The organism is Fictibacillus phosphorivorans (assembly GCF_023715845.1).
Lineage (GTDB): Bacteria > Bacillota > Bacilli > Bacillales > Fictibacillaceae > Fictibacillus > Fictibacillus phosphorivorans_D.
Window position 1 is genome coordinate 53,016 of record NZ_JAMBOR010000009.1, and the last position, 17,579, is coordinate 70,594.

At 36.9% G+C, this 17,579-nt stretch carries 13 protein-coding genes; 8 read left to right on the top strand and 5 right to left on the bottom strand.

What is annotated here, in order from left to right; genetic code table 11:
• Window positions 1-143 precede the first annotated feature (143 nt).
• The 3 genes from M3206_RS08810 (at window position 144) to M3206_RS08820 (ending at window position 6,002) form a co-directional block, all read left to right on the top strand.
• A complete protein-coding gene (locus M3206_RS08810; RefSeq protein WP_251312151.1) occupies window positions 144-2,111 on the top strand; it encodes an LTA synthase family protein in 1,968 nt (655 codons plus the stop codon).
• A gap of 289 nt (window positions 2,112-2,400) precedes the next feature.
• Entirely contained in the window at window positions 2,401-3,831 is a 1,431-nt protein-coding gene (locus M3206_RS08815; RefSeq protein WP_251312152.1) for an N-acetylmuramoyl-L-alanine amidase, read from the top strand.
• 215 nt (window positions 3,832-4,046) lie between these two features.
• Window positions 4,047-6,002, top strand: coding sequence for a S8 family peptidase (locus M3206_RS08820; RefSeq protein WP_251312153.1), 1,956 nt, complete (start codon window positions 4,047-4,049; stop codon window positions 6,000-6,002).
• Window positions 6,003-6,049: 47 nt separating this feature from the next.
• Here M3206_RS08820 and M3206_RS08825 read toward each other — a convergent pair whose 3' ends face one another.
• Window positions 6,050-7,072, bottom strand: a complete 1,023-nt coding sequence (locus tag M3206_RS08825; protein ID WP_251312154.1) for an S-layer homology domain-containing protein — start codon at window positions 7,070-7,072, stop codon at window positions 6,050-6,052.
• A gap of 559 nt (window positions 7,073-7,631) precedes the next feature.
• Here M3206_RS08825 and M3206_RS08830 point away from each other — a divergent pair.
• Together M3206_RS08830 and M3206_RS19190 are read left to right on the top strand one after the other, a co-directional pair.
• Window positions 7,632-10,850 carry an S-layer homology domain-containing protein gene (locus M3206_RS08830; RefSeq protein WP_251312155.1) on the top strand — a complete coding sequence of 1,073 codons (3,219 nt, stop codon included), beginning with the start codon at window positions 7,632-7,634 and terminating at the stop codon, window positions 10,848-10,850.
• Between the two features lie 436 nt (window positions 10,851-11,286).
• Window positions 11,287-11,466, top strand: coding sequence for a copper amine oxidase N-terminal domain-containing protein (locus M3206_RS19190; protein ID WP_425590718.1), 180 nt, complete (start codon window positions 11,287-11,289; stop codon window positions 11,464-11,466).
• Between the two features lie 727 nt (window positions 11,467-12,193).
• On the opposite strand, the gene M3206_RS08835 is transcribed toward M3206_RS19190, so the two are convergent.
• The 3 genes from M3206_RS08835 to M3206_RS08845 all read right to left on the bottom strand — a co-directional run bounded on the left by M3206_RS08835 (window position 12,194) and on the right by M3206_RS08845 (window position 14,224).
• A complete protein-coding gene (locus M3206_RS08835; protein WP_251312156.1) occupies window positions 12,194-13,147 on the bottom strand; it encodes a P63C domain-containing protein in 954 nt (317 codons plus the stop codon).
• Between the two features lie 62 nt (window positions 13,148-13,209).
• On the bottom strand, window positions 13,210-13,590 hold the full coding sequence (locus M3206_RS08840) for a transposase (protein WP_251312157.1): 381 nt from the start codon (window positions 13,588-13,590) through the stop codon (window positions 13,210-13,212).
• A gap of 280 nt (window positions 13,591-13,870) precedes the next feature.
• A complete protein-coding gene (locus M3206_RS08845) occupies window positions 13,871-14,224 on the bottom strand; it encodes a YolD-like family protein (RefSeq protein ID WP_251312158.1) in 354 nt (117 codons plus the stop codon).
• 148 nt (window positions 14,225-14,372) lie between these two features.
• On the opposite strand from M3206_RS08845, the gene M3206_RS08850 reads away from it, so the two are divergent.
• Window positions 14,373-14,708 carry a hypothetical protein gene (locus M3206_RS08850; RefSeq protein ID WP_251312159.1) on the top strand — a complete coding sequence of 112 codons (336 nt, stop codon included), beginning with the start codon at window positions 14,373-14,375 and terminating at the stop codon, window positions 14,706-14,708.
• Here M3206_RS08850 and M3206_RS08855 read toward each other — a convergent pair.
• Complete coding sequence (locus M3206_RS08855) at window positions 14,684-15,238, bottom strand: hypothetical protein (protein ID WP_251312160.1); 555 nt, start codon at window positions 15,236-15,238, stop codon at window positions 14,684-14,686. The genes M3206_RS08850 and M3206_RS08855 overlap by 25 nt on opposite strands.
• Before the next feature lie 214 nt (window positions 15,239-15,452).
• On the opposite strand from M3206_RS08855, the gene M3206_RS08860 reads away from it, so the two are divergent.
• Both M3206_RS08860 and M3206_RS08865 read left to right on the top strand, forming a co-directional pair.
• The gene (locus tag M3206_RS08860) at window positions 15,453-16,283 is read left to right on the top strand and encodes a copper amine oxidase N-terminal domain-containing protein (RefSeq protein ID WP_251312161.1); all 831 of its coding nucleotides are present in this window, start codon (window positions 15,453-15,455) and stop codon (window positions 16,281-16,283) included.
• 76 nt (window positions 16,284-16,359) lie between these two features.
• Window positions 16,360-17,562, top strand: a complete 1,203-nt coding sequence (locus M3206_RS08865) for a stalk domain-containing protein (protein WP_251312162.1) — start codon at window positions 16,360-16,362, stop codon at window positions 17,560-17,562.
• Window positions 17,563-17,579: the final 17 nt, after the last annotated feature.

A 17,579-nucleotide genomic window follows, 5' to 3' on the forward strand; every position in this document is an offset into this window, starting at 1 on the left:
TGCTTGCAGAAGAAAATTCTAAAGGATATAGATTTGGGAAAATAGGGAATAGATAGGGTATTATTGAAATAAGTGTACAAAAATAGTAGCATTTACATAAAGTGATAGTTCCGTAAAAAGTAATAATTAGAATGGAGGCAAAGATGAAACAACAGCTCAAGTCATTAAGTATTTCTCTACTGATATACAGTTTGTTTGTCATATTAATTGGTTGGAAATTAACTTGGTTTTCTAATCAATCAGATACCCTGTTTTCTCAATATGGAATCATCGACATGTTTAAACGATTGTTTAACTTTTTTGTACATGATGCTTCATTTTCACCATTAAGAGAAGGCATTCTTCTTGTTTCTTTCGGAGCGATCGTATTAGTCTCATTTTGGACGATTATCCTGAAATTTAAGCCTCAATTAATCGCTTTACTCATTTTAGATTTTATTCTTTCCTTTATTATCTTGGCAGATGCCATTTATTTCAGATATTTCGAAGACTTGATCTCAAGTGCTGTATTATTACAAATTAAACAAATGAGTTCACTTGGAAGCTCGGTTGGAGATTTATTTAACTGGAAAGACTTCCTGCTTTTTGCGGATGTTCTGTTATTTACGGTTTTATTGATCGTATTCTTCAAAAAGATCCCTATTAAAAAGAACGCGAATCCAGCATTACGCTTAGCAACTGGATTACTAGCAGGAGCTGTTGGTGCATGGCTGTTCTTCTATCCGCTGCATGATTTTGTGCAAAAAGGCGGGGCATATCTGTTTGATAAAACATTATCGAGTATGCGTGTATATGAAGTGACGGGCCTTTTTGGCTTCCACGGCTTTGACACCTACAAATATTTAGATGAGTATGTATTAAATAAGAAGGAAGTCAGCGCAAAAGACCGAAAAGATGCGAAACAATGGTTCGAGGATAAAAACAAAGAGCAAGCAGTCGAAACCACATACGAAGGAAAAGCTGCCGGTAAGAACCTGATCATGGTTCAGCTTGAAGCCTTTCAGAGTTTCGTGATCGATAGGGAAGCGAACAAACAAGAAATCACACCGAATTTAAATAAGCTTAAAAAAGAATCACTCTATTTTAACGATATTCACCACCAGACAGCGAGCGGCAGAACGTCTGATGCAGAGTTCTCAGCAAACACGTCGCTTTATCCGTTAGCAACTGGTTCAGCATATGTTAGATTCCCGCGTAATGAATACGACTCACTACCATACATCTTAAAAGAGAACGGCTACGATACGGCTGCTTTCCATGCATACAAACCAGGATTCTGGAATCGTTATATTGTGTACCCGAACCTTGGTTTTAACAAGTTTCATAGTATTGAAGCTTTTGAGAAAGGTGAACAGGTTGGTTGGGCGATTGGAGATGAAGCATTCCTTACTCAATCTGCTGATAAAATGAAGAAGATGAAAGATCCTTTCTACTCTTTCTTAATTGCCTTAACATCTCATTATCCATATACGATGCCAGCAAAATATCAAACATTGGATATTGCTGATGTGGGAGATGTTAACCTGCGAAACTATCTGCAGTCGGTACACTATGTCGATCAGGCTGTGGGCACATTCATAGAAAAGTTAAAGAAAGACGGATTATGGGAAAACTCCGTTGTCGTCTTCTATGGTGACCATGACACAGGGTATATGCAGTCGAAGACACCTTCCAGCATCTTCGCGAATGAAGAGGGAGATCCGCTTGGTGAATTAGAAGTAAAAGACGGCATTCCGTTATTCATTCATGTTCCTGGTGTTGAAGGGAAAGAGATCGAAAAAGCGGGTGGCCAGGTTGATATCATGCCTACACTTCTTCACTTGTTTGGCATGGAAAAAGAAAGCTACCATCACATCGGGAATAACTTACTCGATGGTAAAGAAGGATCTGTTGTTTTCCGTTACGGATCTGTAAAAACAGACAGTCTTTATTACAAGAGTTCGTATGATTTACAGCTAAAGAACGGGGCTTGCTACGATATTAAAACGCGTCAGACGGTTTCGGTTGATACATGTAAACCTCTGTATGATAAGAGTGTGCAAGAATTGAGCATTTCAGATGATGTTATCTTCGGCAATCTTGTTGAACAATGGCATAAAATGAAAAAGTAATTTAAAAGCTCTGGACCAAACGTCCGGGGCTTTTTTTGCGTCCAATATTAGAAAATTAGTAGGAGAGAGACATAACAGAAATAAATTTTAATCTATTTTTCGTATCTCACTAAAAGTAGACAAATTCCGACCGATATTCTATTAGACTATAGTTTTTTTCTGCCAAAAAAATACATAAAACTTCATAAACTACTATAATTCTGTAAAAAATCAAAATTTGCACAAACAATTTATCTACCCCTTTGGCAGACTAGGAAACTATAAATACTACAAATTAGGGGGAATTAAGATGATTGGCAGGAAGATTATCGTCACTTGTCTTTTATTGCTTGTGACAACTCTTTGCTTCTCATCGCCAGGTTCGGTTTCCGCATCATCTTTTCCTGATGTGCCAACTCATCATCGAGCTTACGATGAGATCATGTATTTGGCAAACAAGAAAATCTTAGGCGGATATACCAATGGAACGTTCAAGCCTGATAATCATGTGACAAGGTCAGAAGCAGCTTCTATGATCGGACGTGCCCTTCAATTACAGGGAGGCTACCGGGATACGGAATATTTAGATGTTCCAAAAAATCACTTTGCTTCAGGTTACATACAGGATATGAGCAACAAAAAAATCTTGGCGGGTTATGGTAATGGGTATTATGGTGTAAACGATAAGCTTACACGCGAACAGATGGCTTCAATTCTGACAAGAGCTTGGTCATTTCCAGCAACAAGCGGAATTACATTCACAGATGTTCCTGTAACATCACCAACGTTTGTTCCGATTAACAAACTGGCAACAGCAGGAGTTGTAGGAGGATATCCTGGCGGGAAATTTGGGCCGAAAGATTACATCATGCGTGCTGACTTTGCGCTGATGCTGGCTCGTGCATTAAATCCTAATTTCCGCGGAAAGCCGGCAGAACCGAAACCGATTGCGCAAGCACAGGTTATTGCAGATTCTTTAAATGTAAGAACAGCTCCTGATGCGAACGCAACTCGCATCGGTTCCTATGTAAATGGAACGAACGTAAATGTTTATAGCAAACTATCAAACGGCTGGGCGTATGTCAGTGCAAATAACTTAAAAGGGTATGTACATGGAGCGTACTTAAAATATCCATCAGTCACAGTTCCATCTGATCCTTCAAGTCCTTCCAATCCGTTAAAAGGGAAAATCATTGTGGTTGATGCGGGCCATGGTGCTCATGATCCTGGGGCAAGCGGATTCGGTTTGAAGGAAAAAGATATTACACTGATTACCGCTAAGCATCTTCGTGACTATCTAAAAGCAGCAGGTGCAACCGTAGTCATGACACGGGAAACAGACGTCTTCCACGAATTAGAAAAACGAGTATCCATCGCAAATCTTGCAGGTGGGCAAGCCTTTGTTTCCGTTCATACCAACTCGTTCAACGGAACAGCTCATGGAACAGAAACGTACTATAATGAAGATAATAACATGGCTGCTTACAATAAGAAGCTTGCAACGTATATTCAAACTCGAATGATGGTTCCTGAACTAGACATGAAAGATCGCGGTGTGAAAGAAGATAATTTTTATGTCATTAAGAATCAGAGAAATATGGCAAGCACGTTAGTAGAGTTAGGTTTTATCGACCATAAGGATGACTCTGCAAAACTAGGATCTGACACATGGCGCAAGAAAGCAGCGTACCAGATTCACTTAGGAATAAAAGATTACTTCCAGTACTTGCAGAATAAGTAGGAAAATAAGTAACAAAATAAGTAGTAGACAAAAGTCCATCTGAACCGGAGGAAGTACATCCGGTTCAGATGGACTTTCTCTTTATAGACAACTTCGACAAAACCTCCCAAATAAAGCTATTGATTTGTTCCCACCCAAGCCCGATAGTAAGACATAGGGGTCAGTCCCCAAACAATTATCATATTTCTTTCATTTACTTCTCTAGGGGGATACATATGCTCAATTTCCAAGCAAAATTTGGGGTCGTTTTACTTTCCGCAACGTTATTCACAACTTCTGTGCCGCTTCAATATACATATGCTGCATCACCAGATCACCAAGAGACACATTCCACATTGCAATCTTATATAATAGGTTTTCATTCACAGCCTGATGAAAGTCTCATACAAGAACTCGGTGGAATCATACATACTAGCCTTCACAGCATACAGGCTTTATCTGTTTCGATGACAACCGCTTCTGCGCAAAAGCTCTCCCTTCATCCATCAATCAAATTCATGGAACAAGACAAAGAGATGAAGATGGAAGAACAGCGGATCGACTCCACGATCTATACATTAAACTATCCCAAACCGGAAGTACTCCAACAAGAAGGCTATTATACAGGTAATGGTGTAAAAGTTGGAATCCTAGATACCGGAATTGATACCACCCATGAAGATCTTCAAGTGGCCGGGGGCATTTCGTTTGTTCCTAATACCACTTCTTACAATGATGACAATGGCCACGGAACACATGTTGCGGGAATTATTGCAGCTCAAGATAACCAAGTAGGAATAAAAGGGCTAGCTCCAGATGTCCAGTTATATAGCATCAAAGTGCTTGACGATAATGGTCTTGGACAATATTCTCAGATCATAAAAGGGATCGAATGGGCGACACAGCAGGGATTCGACATTGCTAACCTAAGCTTAACGGGAAAAGAGAGTTCAACTGCCCTTAGATTGGCTGTTGATGAAGCTTACAAAAAGGGTCTCTACATCATTGCGGCATCTGGAAACCATTTAGACAGTACGTTTAATGAAAACCAATCTGTCTATTATCCCGCTAGGTATGAGAGTGTCATAGCAGTTGGAGCCGTAGACAAGAACAATAAACATCCAAAGTTCTCCGGATCTGGTCCAGAACTTGAAGTTGTAGCGCCAGGTGTAGATATCTATAGTTCGTTTATGAACAATACGTACGAAACACACACAGGAACATCGATGGCGACGCCTTATGTAACAGCCATTTATGCTCTTTATAAAGAAGCCTATCCAAACAAAACAACAGCTGAACTCCGAAAAATGATACAAAATCGAGCAAAAGATCTAGGAGTTGCAGGGCGTGATGTGAATTTCGGCTTCGGCTTGATTCAAGCACCAGATATGCCAGATAAAATACCGCCAACCACACCACAAAACATATCTTATAAGATTGCGGGTGGAAGTAAGATTCACCTAACATGGACGGCTTCCAAAGACCGGTCACCGATAACAGGCTATAACATCTATCGAAACGGTAAAAAGGTGAAGAGTCTCGTATATGGTTTGCAGTACTCTGAAACTGTAAAGCCTGGGTTCTATAAATATGAGGTATCTGCCGTGGATGAAGCGGGGAATGAATCAAACAAGAGTGGAATAGACACAAAAGTGTATCAGCTTTTCTCTGATGTGCGAGCTTCACAATGGTTCAGCAAATATGTGTATGATCTGAATGCAAGACACGCAGTAGGCGGTCTTCCCGATGGCAAGTTCCATCCTGGAAAGCAAATTACTCGCGGAGAAGCGGTTTCCATGATCGGCCGTGCCTTAAAACTTGACGGCACGCCAAGAAATACATCATTTCCAGATGTAACAAAAAGCTACTTTGCTTCCGGGTATGTAGCGTCGATGACTGAGCAAAAATTAGCGTCAGGATTCCAAGATGGAACCTTCAAACCCACTCAAACGATCTCACGCGGTGAAGTTATTGCCTTACTCGATCGAGCATTCACACTAAAAAACCAAACCGGTAAAACGAAATCCTTCAAAGATGTTACTAAATCGTTCTACGCATACGATGCTATTCAACGATTTGCCTCCGTATCGATCGCAAATGGATACACAGACGGGGCATTCAAACCAAATAACCCGGTAACCCGGGCAGAAATGGCCGTGTTTTTATCCCGAACCATCGAAGAATCAAACTAAAAAAAGCTGTTCTCCTTAAATCAGGAGAACAGCTTCTTCTATTTCTCTTATTTTACAGCTAACGTTGTAATAGCTCTATAAAGGAAAGTGGAAAATTCAGCACGCGATGTTTCATTCAATGGTCGATATGTATTGTCACTGAAACCAGCTGCAATCTTGTTTTCGCTTAACCGTTGGATAGAGTTGTACGCCCAGTAACCTTCTTTAACATCCGTAAAGGATTTTTCTGTACCTTTATTCGTTAAAACAAACGTCTTATCAATCAAGGCTGCGATCTCTTCACGAGTCATGACTTTGTTCGGCTTAAAAGTTCCGTCCGGATAACCTGCGATGATGCCAGCTTCTTTTACTGCGTTTATTGATCCAACTGCCCAGTAAGAAGTAGAAACATCTTTAAAACTACTATAGTTAGATGGAGCATCAATGTTAAGTGCATTCGCAACCATTGCAGCTGCTTCAGCCCGTGTTACCGATTGAGCGGGTTTGAACAGGCTGTATGCGTAGCCGTTCATAACGCCTTTTTTGCTAAGGCTCGTAATCGGAGAGTAAGCCCAATGTGTGGTTGGAACATCATGATACTGACCCTTAGGTAAAACAGCAAGATTTGCTACTTTTTCTTCTTCCGCAAGATAACGGCGAGCACCTAAGTATCTCGAACCCCAGTAATAAGGGTCATTAATGGATGAAATCATAATTCCTTTAGAGGAAGAAGCGTGAATGAAGTTACCACTTCCTACATATATACCTGCGTGTGATGCACTAGAACTTGTTGTAGCGAAAAACACGAGATCACCTTGTTCAAGTTCTGCTTTTTTTACGTTAGTTCCACCTTTGTATTGATCGGCAACTGTCCGTGGCAGAGACTTTGCATGCTGTTTATATACATAAGAAGTAAACCCTGAACAATCAAAACCTGTAGAGGGAGAAGTTCCCCCATATGTATACTTAATCCCTATGTACTTTTTTGCTGTTGTTACTATGTCCTCGCGTTCTCCCGCGTCAGCTTGTCCTGGAAGAAGTGCAAGCACTGTTAAAAGAGATAAGATCCAAGCCCCCAGCTTTTTAACCACCAAACCACTACCTTTCCCTAAATTATGACTTATTAATCTATTATTTTGGTAATTTTCTATTTTTTTCTACAAAAGTAAGTCTATCACACCACGGGACTTTAGTAGGTTACAGTTCTGTAACAGATGTGACAAATAGATTATTAGTTTTCGTGAAATAACAAGTAAATATTGTAATATATTTATTTTTACTTTTTTGCTAAACATTTCTAATTGCGTGTCGATATTACGTATGGCTGAGAGATTTGCCCACCAAAGTTCGACCTAATTTTACAATAATTACTATTAATTACAATTTATTGTATAAAAAGAATTGCAAAAAATGAAATATATTGTAAAATGGTTGTAACAAGGTAAAACTTGGTATTTATGAGTTAAGTTGGTAAAACATTAATAGTTTAGTACTGTTAGAATTTTTTATTGACAGACTTAAGACTCATAAATATACTATTTATTGTTATGTTTTGAATAATTTGGTATTTACTGATCTGTGGGCCCTGGGACTCATAGCTTAGTTAAATCATATATTACTAGTTACATATTAAAGGGAGGAAATAACGAAATGGCGTCTAAGTCTTATCGTAAATTTATGGCAACTGGTTTAACTGCAGCTGTAGTAGCTTCTGCAGTAGCTCCAGTAGCTGGTGCAGCAAGTTTTTCTGATGTAAAACCTGGATCTTGGTATGAAGGTGCAGTAAACTACGTATCTGAAAATGGTTACATGAAGGGAACTGACAAAGGTTTCGAACCAAAGAAGTCTCTTACTCGTGCTGAAGCAGCAGGGATCTTCGCAAACAGATTTGATCTTTATGATACAAATCTTGAAGCAGATTTCTCTGATGTTAAATCAGGAGCTTGGTACCACAATGCAGTAGCAGCAGTAAAAGTAAACAAAATCATGGGTAGCACTGGAAATGACATGTTCTCTCCAGATCGCAAAATTACTCGTGGTGAAATGGCTGCTCTAATCGTACGTGCTTATGGATTTAAGGTTGAGGGTGAAGTTGAACATACTTTCACTGATATCAAAGGAAACATGTTTGAAAACGACATCGCAACTTTAGTTGCATGGGGAATCACAAACGGTAAAACGGATAAGCTTTTTGCTCCTGGTGATACTGTTTCCCGTGCTGAAATGGCTGCTTTCATTCAAAAGGCTGACGAAGCTCTTGAAGCACCACAACCAATGCCACTTCCAAAAGTTGATTCTGTAAAAGCTGTAGATGCTACTTCTGTTGAAGTAACCCTAGAAGGTACTTACACGCAAGAAGAAGTTAACGCACTAATTGAAGCTGGATACGAACTAACTGTAGTAGCTGGCGACGATGTACACGAAGTAGGTAAAGTAACAGTTAAAGCTGCAGAAGCTTCTACAAGCGCTGATACTACTACTCTAGTTCTTAGTGAAATCTCTCCAGAACTTCCTGCAGGTGTTGATTTAAGGCTAGCAGTAAACGGTGAAGTAGTAGAAGGAACTGAGTTCAAATACGAAGCTCCAGCTACTCCAGAAGTTACATCTGTAAGTGCGATTGCTGCTAAAAAAGTTGAAGTGAAATTTGCTAATCCAGTTGTTGATACAACTAAAGCTGCTTTTACAGTTAAAAAGGGTTCTTCAACTATTGGTGTTGCAAATATCGAGTGGAATGAAGATAAGACTGCTGCTCATTTAGAACTTTCTTCAAAACTATCCGCTGGTAAATATGACGTATCGGTTGCAGGTTTGGCTGAGACTGCATTAACTGGGTCTGTACAAGCTGAAAATGAAAGAGCAGATGAAGTGAAAGTATTATCTACTGATTTAGTATCAACTGATGCTACATATGATAAAGATGATATTAATTCCGCAGTAGTGGGTTACCAACTATTCAACCAATATGGCGAAGAAATTACTAAAGAAGCATCTTTAGGAAATGTTACTAACGGATTTGATGTGGTTGCCTCAACTGGATCTGCAGTTTTCTCAAATGGTGTATTAACTTGGACTGGTAATGCAGTAAATGCTGAAGGAAGTAAGGTAGTACTTACTCTTGTTAATAAAGTAACTGCTGAATCTTCAAGTGTTACATTAACTTTAGCTAAAAAATCTACATTATCTACATGGGAACTTGGTGGAGTATTCCATCTTGATGGAAAAACACCATCTGAAGATGATACAACAGGATTTAACCTTTTATTATCAGCTCAAGATCAATATGGTAAAAAGCTAACTGATGATGCTGATTTAGATACTAAATTTACAATCGTATCTTCAAATCCAAGTGTAATCACTGTTTCAAATGATATTTTAGATAATATCCAAGTTGACAAGAACGACTCAACTAAAGTTGAAACTGGTGTTGCTCTAACAGTTGGAAACCCTGGAGTAGCAACAATTACTGTTGTTGAAAACTCAACTGGTAAGTCCTTATCTTACAAAGTTACTGTGGCTGAAGGTAAAAAAGTAGATGTTGTAACAATTGGAAACCCTGATGGCATAGTGGCTGGACAAGAAACTATTAAACTTCCTCTTGATGTATTAAACAACAAAGGCGAAGTAGTAACTACTGAGTCTCTTATTGAAGCAGGTATTACTGTTGCTGCATCTCAGAATGGCGATCCAATTACAATTGGTGCTGCAGAAATAAAAGTAGTTGATGGGAAAGCTTTCTTAGAATTCACGACTGAAGCAGTTGCAACAGGGACTGAAAACTTAGTGATTAACATCACTTCTGCCACTAATAAAGTGACTACTAAGACTATCCAAGTAAAAGCTGATGCAGTTGCAACAACTTTAGTAGGTTTAAAATCAACTGTTTCTAAATCAGTTTATAAAACTGCGACGTATACATTGGCTGACTTTGTAGTTGAAGATCAACACGGACGTGTAATGGATACTACTACACTAGCTGGGCATAAGATTGTTGCAACAGATTATGATGCAGCAACAACTGGAGCATTAGAGATTAGTAATGATGCTACTGTTGATAGTCGTTCAAAAGGTTCTGAATTAGTTAAATTCGCATTAGTTAATACAACTACAGGTGATGAGGTATCTGCTGTTGATACTACACTAAAAACAGTTGTAGCAAGTGACTTTGTTAATTATGAAGTTGTTCCAGTTGAAACTCTGTATTACAATGGTGACACTGCAGGTTCACTTTATGGTGAAAAATTTGTAGTAAATGGTATTGCTGCATCTGGAGAAAAGGTTGCGTTAAGCGAAGGTGGAGATTATGTACTTAGCTTACCAACGGGTATTTCATTGGAAGCAGACGGCAAATTGTATGCTGATAGCGCTACAGTAGGTGTTGATGCAGATGCTTCTACAACAGATGTTCCTCAAAATGCTGAATTCGATGCTAAAATTACTCTAAACATTAATGATGGAAGAGAAATCGCATTTAAAGTTAAAGTTTCTGCAGATGCTCCAAAAGTTAGCACATTAAATCTACAAGATGCAGATGAAAAAGCTGTAGATTCATTCACATTTACTGGTGGTACTGTTGCGGCAGCAGCAATCATTAATGAAATTGAAAAAGTTATTGTTGCTAAAGATCAGTATGGTGAAGAAATTGTTGTTGGAGCTCCTACTGCTGGTAATGACCTAACATTTGCGACTACTACTCCTGTTACATTTACATTTAAAGTAGTTTCACGTGATGATAAAAATGGTGACCTAGTAGTTACAAATAACGGTACATCTACAATAAGTGTAGCTGGACTTGACGCAACTGAAACAGTTACGGTTGAAGTAACAACAGGTGCAGTAACAAAAGTTGTAAAACTTGTAGGTTCAAACTAAATTTAGTATAAAATCAATATACAAGAGTCATTATATGTGACTCTTGTAAATATGGGATGCCATTCGCATTCCTCCCATTTTGAGAGGTACTTGTTAATTCAAGTACCTCTCTTTTGTTTTGGCTTCTTACTATTATTAAATGTTTTACTTAAATAAAATGGATTCTATTTTTATTAATTTTTACAACAAACACACACATAAATTTACATATTATAGTAGAATTAAGGGGGTGTAATTAAAAGAGGAGGAGACATTCTAAAGAAATTTAAAATACGATTATTGTTAATGATTTGTTTTATATTAGCTTTGAGTTTTAGCCTTAGTCCTACATCCGCAGCTAGTTCGCCAACAATATACATAAATGGGGTAAAACAAAGCTATGATCAACCTCCAGTTATACAAAATGGGAGAACATTAGTACCAACCACTAAGAGGCATCTTTGAAAAGCTAGGAGCAACGGTTAAATGGCACCAAAATACGCAAACGATTACTGCAGAAAAAGAAGGTATTCTCGTTTGGTTGAAATTAGGTTCAAAAAACGTATTGGTGAACAATGAGTCAAAAACCATTGATGTTCCCGCCCAGGCTATAAATGGACGTACTCTTGTCCTGTAGATATAAGGCTAGAAAACTCCATTATCAAGAACCATTTTATAATAAATGGTTTAAAAGAAAATCTTCAAATAAAAAGAAAGAGTTAGTTTAAGGAATAGATCCCAGTGTGAACGGAGTGAATTGAACGTAGATCATTTCAATTTTTCGTTTATTCAAGTATAGAACTTAACCTTGAATAAGAGGATTATTATGAGTTATACATATGTTAGGTTGGAGATGAAAAAATAAATAAAGAATTTAAACCAAACCTTAAATTGAGCATAGATGACATTGATAAATGAGAGAACACTACAAGTAATAAAGAAATAGTTATTCCACAAAAACTGATCCTTCTTGTCCCAACCAGCCTGAAACATGTTTATACAAGTAGGGGGTGTACAGTTTTGTTGACGGGATCAGCAGTCCCATGGGTGCTACGTTCTACCCCGACTACTGCTATAATAAGACCAAATAAAAAAAGTTCAACCAGATATTCTGGCTAACCTTATATTACGATCGGGTGCATTTCTGTAATAAAAAATTGCCTTTTTATATGAAACGGGCCAGATTGTTAAAGATGTAGTTTAGCATGTATAGAGGAAAAAGTTGAAGATAAGCTGGCAATTTGTCTTTTGATTCGGGAATTGATGAGGATTTTTCTCTGTAGTATCTGGTTCTCGATAAAGTTGTGGATTAGTGTAAATGTCTTAGATAGATAGACTTCGCAAAAGTTAAAAATAAAGAGGCACTACTCTTGTTTTTGAAGATGTTGAGCCTCTTTAATTTTAACTAGCTTAGGCATTTTTTCAAAATCTAATTCCAACTGGTCGATTACTCCAAATACGCGATTAAATTTTTTTATAAATTCATTCCATGTGTCAGAAGCTTGCATTAAAGTAATAACTTTTATTAGATGTTTCTCTAAATGTACATTTCCAATATCTACAGTTAAAAATTGATGATGTTTCCATTTTCTTCTCCCAGGAGAAACTGAAGGATTATTCTTTTGGAGTTCATCCTTCACACCTTGTGGTAAATGATCGTAAACAAATTGATTTGTGTAATGACCAACTATACCTGGGCGTTGACCAGATGGAGTAGGGTAATTCCATCCTCTCAATCTAAAAAGTTCTTGATAAAATTCATCAGGGAAGCGCTTTGTCCAAGGAAGAAGCTCTTTAGATATATACTTAGATAGTAACTTTTGTAACTCATCCCTATCTCTATCAGCCTGATAACCAGTTGCTTCATCTACTAATGCTACAATTCCTAATTTAGATAAACTCCTAACTAGTATTTCACTTGCAATTGCTAAATTTTCCTGTTGTTTAGTTAAAACTCCATCCATTCTTGCTGAAAGATAGACATCACACATTAAAGGAATTAATTCAGCTTTATAACCTTCTACTTCCTTTCCATTCTTTGCTTTGTAAACTACTGGGTTAATTAGGAGGTTCCTTACTTCTCCAGTGATATATTTAGTTAAATTATTTGCATCAATGAAACTAGGGAGCTCGGGCATATTAGCAACTCTAATTTCCCCCTTTTTTCTCCCCCTCTTTGTCCTTCCAAATGCTCTAAAGACTGCGCTTCGTGAAATTACTCTAGACCCATCTTCCAAGACCGCACATGTAAGTTCTTTTTCACCAAGGTTTAGTTTACCAAAATGAGTTGCATTTAATATGTTGTGTTCTTCAGTCATTTAATTTCTCCTCCCCAACTCAATTAATAAAATTAAAGACATTACCTCTATGGAATCTTTCTTTAACCAGCAATTTCAAGAATTGTTAACCTCTCTTTTGAAAAAAGATTTTGCAATGATGTAATCATTCTAAATGCAGTATTTTTATTAACTTTTAATACTTTACTTAGTTTTCTGTAGCTTAATTGTTCATCATGTAAATAAAAGTATATGGTAATTAACCATTTTCTTAATTCAACTTTTGTATCATGCATTACAGTATTAGCAGTTAAACTGTAATTAGTGTTGCAGACATTGCAATGGAATCTAAAATTAGATCTTGTTTTTGTATTTTTAATTGAAGAACAAAATGGGCAGATTATATGCTTATTCCATCTTAAGTTGAATAGATACTTTTTGTAAGAATTATCGTCAGGAAAGGCTGTATAAATGTATTCAATCATTTTTCCCTCGTTTTTCTTATTTTTCTATATATTAACATTCTGGTGATTTTTAATCACTGCCAATAAATGGGTCATTTTGTTTTTTTGCACTTCAGTAAAAGGAATTATTTAATAAGCAAATGGACTAGTTTGACTTTATTCTATTTTTGTAGAGGAAGAGGATTTGATGATACTGGTACAGGTTTCTATAAGTCAATATAAGATTACTCCACAATCGGGTCCCGATTGTGGAAGGATCTTAAATCAATACGACTCATCAAATAATAAAAGCAATGGATCTTCAAGTTTCCATTGCTTTTTCATATTTATGTATAGCTTTTACTTTTGAAAAAGAAACTTTATGAAGAATATCTTGGAAATCTATTATCCGAAACTCCATTTTTATTGAATCGACAAAATGAATATTTCCCACTATTGATTCCAACCTTCTATTCTTAAAGATAATAAATGTTAATGGAAAATTATATTCCATGGCCTCCAATATCAATTCGTTCATTTCTTCCATCTGCTGCTCATCAATACGCGGCTCAGAAACATCGTAATATTCTTCATGTATGTACCGTCTTAATTCCTTTACATGTTCCGGTAGCATCAAACTTGTCCACTTAATATTCCCTCGGTCACGTATCGTCATAAATATCCCTCCTTATCAATCATTATAAACGAACATACATTCCTATAAAACTGGTATTTTATTGATATTAATCTGAATTTATAAAGGAATAATGTCAGTTAAAGTCGAATTATCCCAGTAAATGTAATGTTAATATGAGGAGGTCCAAATGAAGAAGAGATTATCCAAAGGTGAAAATGATTTTATAAAGGGATGTATGAAAGCGATATTACAAAATTATACTAGTCATCATCATTGGCTCTTTGTTGTTGGAGGGGTTAAGCAATATGTCAGTCACAAAGATGAAACTTATCCTGAAAACCATCCCATCTTTAAAAACTCTAAATGCATATGTGTAATTGGAAAAGAGTTTATTAACGATTGGCATCACAAAGCAGGGAGAGATGATCTTTCAAAGCCTTGGGTAAAGCGTGCATTAGAAAAACTGCTTGCTAACAGTATGTCGTTTGCAGAATTATACTATTCTGCGAATGAAATTAAATGAGGTAGATAAAGATGTTGTTCAAAAGACGATAAAAACAGATGGATATCCATAAACCAAGATAATTGTCCGTCCCATTCCTCTATGTCACCAGGCTTGTGAAGCTGCCATCCTAATTCCTCTAAAGTAAAGTTTGCCTTAGCACTATTTCTCATCATAGAAGTACTCCCTAGATTCTCTTCATCATTATTCCCACCTTTAGCAATTGGAACGACATGATCGATAGTAGGCAGGAGATCCCAATAAGCAGGGTGACATTCACTCATTTTCCAGTTTGGATGAAACGGAAATTCCTTTGGAAAGTTTATGGAAAGGATTCTTAACACCGGTGGAAAAATAAGCTTTTGACCACTGTATCGATCTATAAATCCATCTCTTATAAAAACGCGCAGCATCATAGCTTTGGTATAGGAACGTTTTACATACTCTATTTTTTCAAAAGGGTAGTGCAAATTGATTAATTCAGTACCTGAATCTTGATCATCTGACTGTACTAGCTGACAAAGTGATTTAATTAGATCCGCTTTATGCATATAAAATCTCCCTTTGTTCTTTTTTGTACTTACCAGAAAAGTTTATTCATGTTATACATTACCCGATTTAGAAAAAAACTATTTTAACTGAAGGGAATCTATCAAGTTGATTTAAAAATAATAAAATCAACATTTTACATTAAATGTATAAAATTGGTATTATAATAGATGATCCAATAAAATAATCTAACCTTAATTTATAAGGAGGAGACTTGTGAAACGTTCATCTATTATTTTAGCAGTATTGTTTTTATTATTTGGACTATCTTCAACAACCTCGGCCTCAGATAACATTAAAGCTATGGTAAATGGTAGTTCAGTAGATTCAGACGTTCCGGCATTTGCAAAGAATGGAAGAGTTCTAGTGCCCTTGCGTGTGATCACTGAGAAATTAGGTGCCGGAGTGAATTGGTGTCCAAAAACAAATAGTATAACCATCAAGAATGGAATGAAATCTATCCATTTCAAACTGAATTCTAAGCTCGTCCTTATTAACGGGAAAGAAACGATCATTGATGTAGCTCCTACTGCAAAGAATAACCGGGCTTTCATTCCGATTCGATTTATCAGTGAACAGTTCGGAGCAGCTGTAAAATGGTTATCGAATGAACAAACCCCTTATACTTTTAAGGGAGAACTTACATCTCTACTAAAACCTTTTTATAAAGGAATGCCTCTCAAAGAAATTGATAAGCTTGTAAAAAAGGTAGACTACTGGGACCTTTCGTATGGAGAAGGTTTATTAACAGCTAAAACAAAGATATACGGAAAGGATGCTCTGTTCCTTTTTTATATGAAAGATCATGGATTGAAGAATCTCCAAATCGCCTTTGAGGATTCTGGAGATGTTCAAGAACTTGGTAAGTATTATAGCGGAATGGTGAAGGACGAATTAGGAGCATATACATTAAATAAAGAAACATATTATGATTTTACATCAGAGTGGAAACAGTACAGCAAAGCTTTTGACACTAGTTATAACCTAAATGCCCAAAAGACTAATGAAGGAAAAGTATCAATCACTATTAATAAAGTGTTCGAATAAAGATTGGAAGACCGTTTTCAGTATTGTTGTTTGGAAATGGTCTTTTTTTTATGAGAGAAAAAAAGGGGATGAATGTATGGTATGTACTAAGAAGAAGTCGGCATTTGTAACTTTGTTTTTAAGTGTTGCTTTGTTGTTTTCGTTATTTTTATCTAATTTGACACCTGTTAATGCGCAGGCAGAAACAAGACCAGTCACCTATTTAGCTCTTGGGGACTCATTAGCTGCAGGCCAAACTCCGTACTTAAAAATAGGAAAAGGGTATACCGATTTGCTTGCGGAGGATTTAGACGAAATTGGATTTTTAACGGCATTTAGTAAGCAATACGCTTTTTCCGGATATACATCAAAAAGAGTGTTAGAGGATATCAGAAATGATGTACGGAAAGGTAAGGGTGATACCACTGGAATCAGAGCTCATATTACAGTGGCCGATATAATTACGTTAAATACTGGAGCAAATGACCTCCTTCAAAAGATAAAACGTACAGAAGAAGGACTCTCCATTGACCCCGCAGATCTTTCAAAAGTGTTAACAGAGGTTGAGTCAAATATAAAAGCCATATTAGAAGAAATACACATTCTTAATCCCCATGCTCACGTTTATGTTATGGGATATTACAATGCTTATCCATACTTACCAGTGAATCAGCAAGAACAGTTTCTTCCTATATTAAATGAATTAAACGATACGATTAAAGAAGCTGTCATTAGCAAAGGTGGAGTTTATGTACCAACAAAAGAAGTAATCGCAGTGAATGTCAAAGTCAATCTTCCGAATCCTTCAGACATTCACCCTAGTGTTAAAGGCTATGAAAAAATTGGGGGCGAGTTCTGGAAAGTCATCCTACCAACTATAACAAACCATTCTAGAGAAGCCATTTATGTGAACGGGTTGTTCCAAACATTTGATCAAGATCCTGTTTATATCAATGGACGGACACTAGTCCATGTACGCGGGGTGTTCGATGATTTAGGAGCTACTGTCAGCTGGGATTCAAAAACAAACTCGGTTATCATTAAAAAAGGTATAGATGTCGTAAAGCTTGAATTAAACTCGAATAAAGCTTATAAAAATGGAGTTCTCTTTAACCTAGATGCTTCTGCAAAAGTAATCAATAACAGAACGATGATTCCGCTAAGGTTTATCTCTGAATCCATTGGTGCAAAGGTGAAATGGATGGGGCGACAGGGAACATTTTTATTGCGGATTAATATTATATTTTATAGAAAATACCCCTCGACTTATGATGGAGGGGTATTTTTATGCTACAGATAACTTCTTGGAATCCATTT

What these genes read in the sequence shown, in the direction of transcription:
- M3206_RS08810 (WP_251312151.1), top strand. Translation starts at nt 144, where the DNA reads ATGAAACAACAGCTCAAGTCATTAAGTATTTCTCTACTGATATACAGT.
- M3206_RS08815 (WP_251312152.1), top strand. Translation starts at nt 2,401, where the DNA reads ATGATTGGCAGGAAGATTATCGTCACTTGTCTTTTATTGCTTGTGACA.
- M3206_RS08820 (WP_251312153.1), top strand. Translation starts at nt 4,047, where the DNA reads ATGCTCAATTTCCAAGCAAAATTTGGGGTCGTTTTACTTTCCGCAACG.
- M3206_RS08830 (WP_251312155.1), top strand. Translation starts at nt 7,632, where the DNA reads ATGGCGTCTAAGTCTTATCGTAAATTTATGGCAACTGGTTTAACTGCA.
- M3206_RS08835 (WP_251312156.1), bottom strand. Translation starts at nt 13,147, where the DNA reads ATGACTGAAGAACACAACATATTAAATGCAACTCATTTTGGTAAACTA.
- M3206_RS08840 (WP_251312157.1), bottom strand. Translation starts at nt 13,590, where the DNA reads ATGATTGAATACATTTATACAGCCTTTCCTGACGATAATTCTTACAAA.
- M3206_RS08845 (WP_251312158.1), bottom strand. Translation starts at nt 14,224, where the DNA reads ATGACGATACGTGACCGAGGGAATATTAAGTGGACAAGTTTGATGCTA.
- M3206_RS08850 (WP_251312159.1), top strand. Translation starts at nt 14,373, where the DNA reads ATGAAGAAGAGATTATCCAAAGGTGAAAATGATTTTATAAAGGGATGT.
- M3206_RS08855 (WP_251312160.1), bottom strand. Translation starts at nt 15,238, where the DNA reads ATGCATAAAGCGGATCTAATTAAATCACTTTGTCAGCTAGTACAGTCA.
- M3206_RS08865 (WP_251312162.1), top strand. Translation starts at nt 16,360, where the DNA reads ATGGTATGTACTAAGAAGAAGTCGGCATTTGTAACTTTGTTTTTAAGT.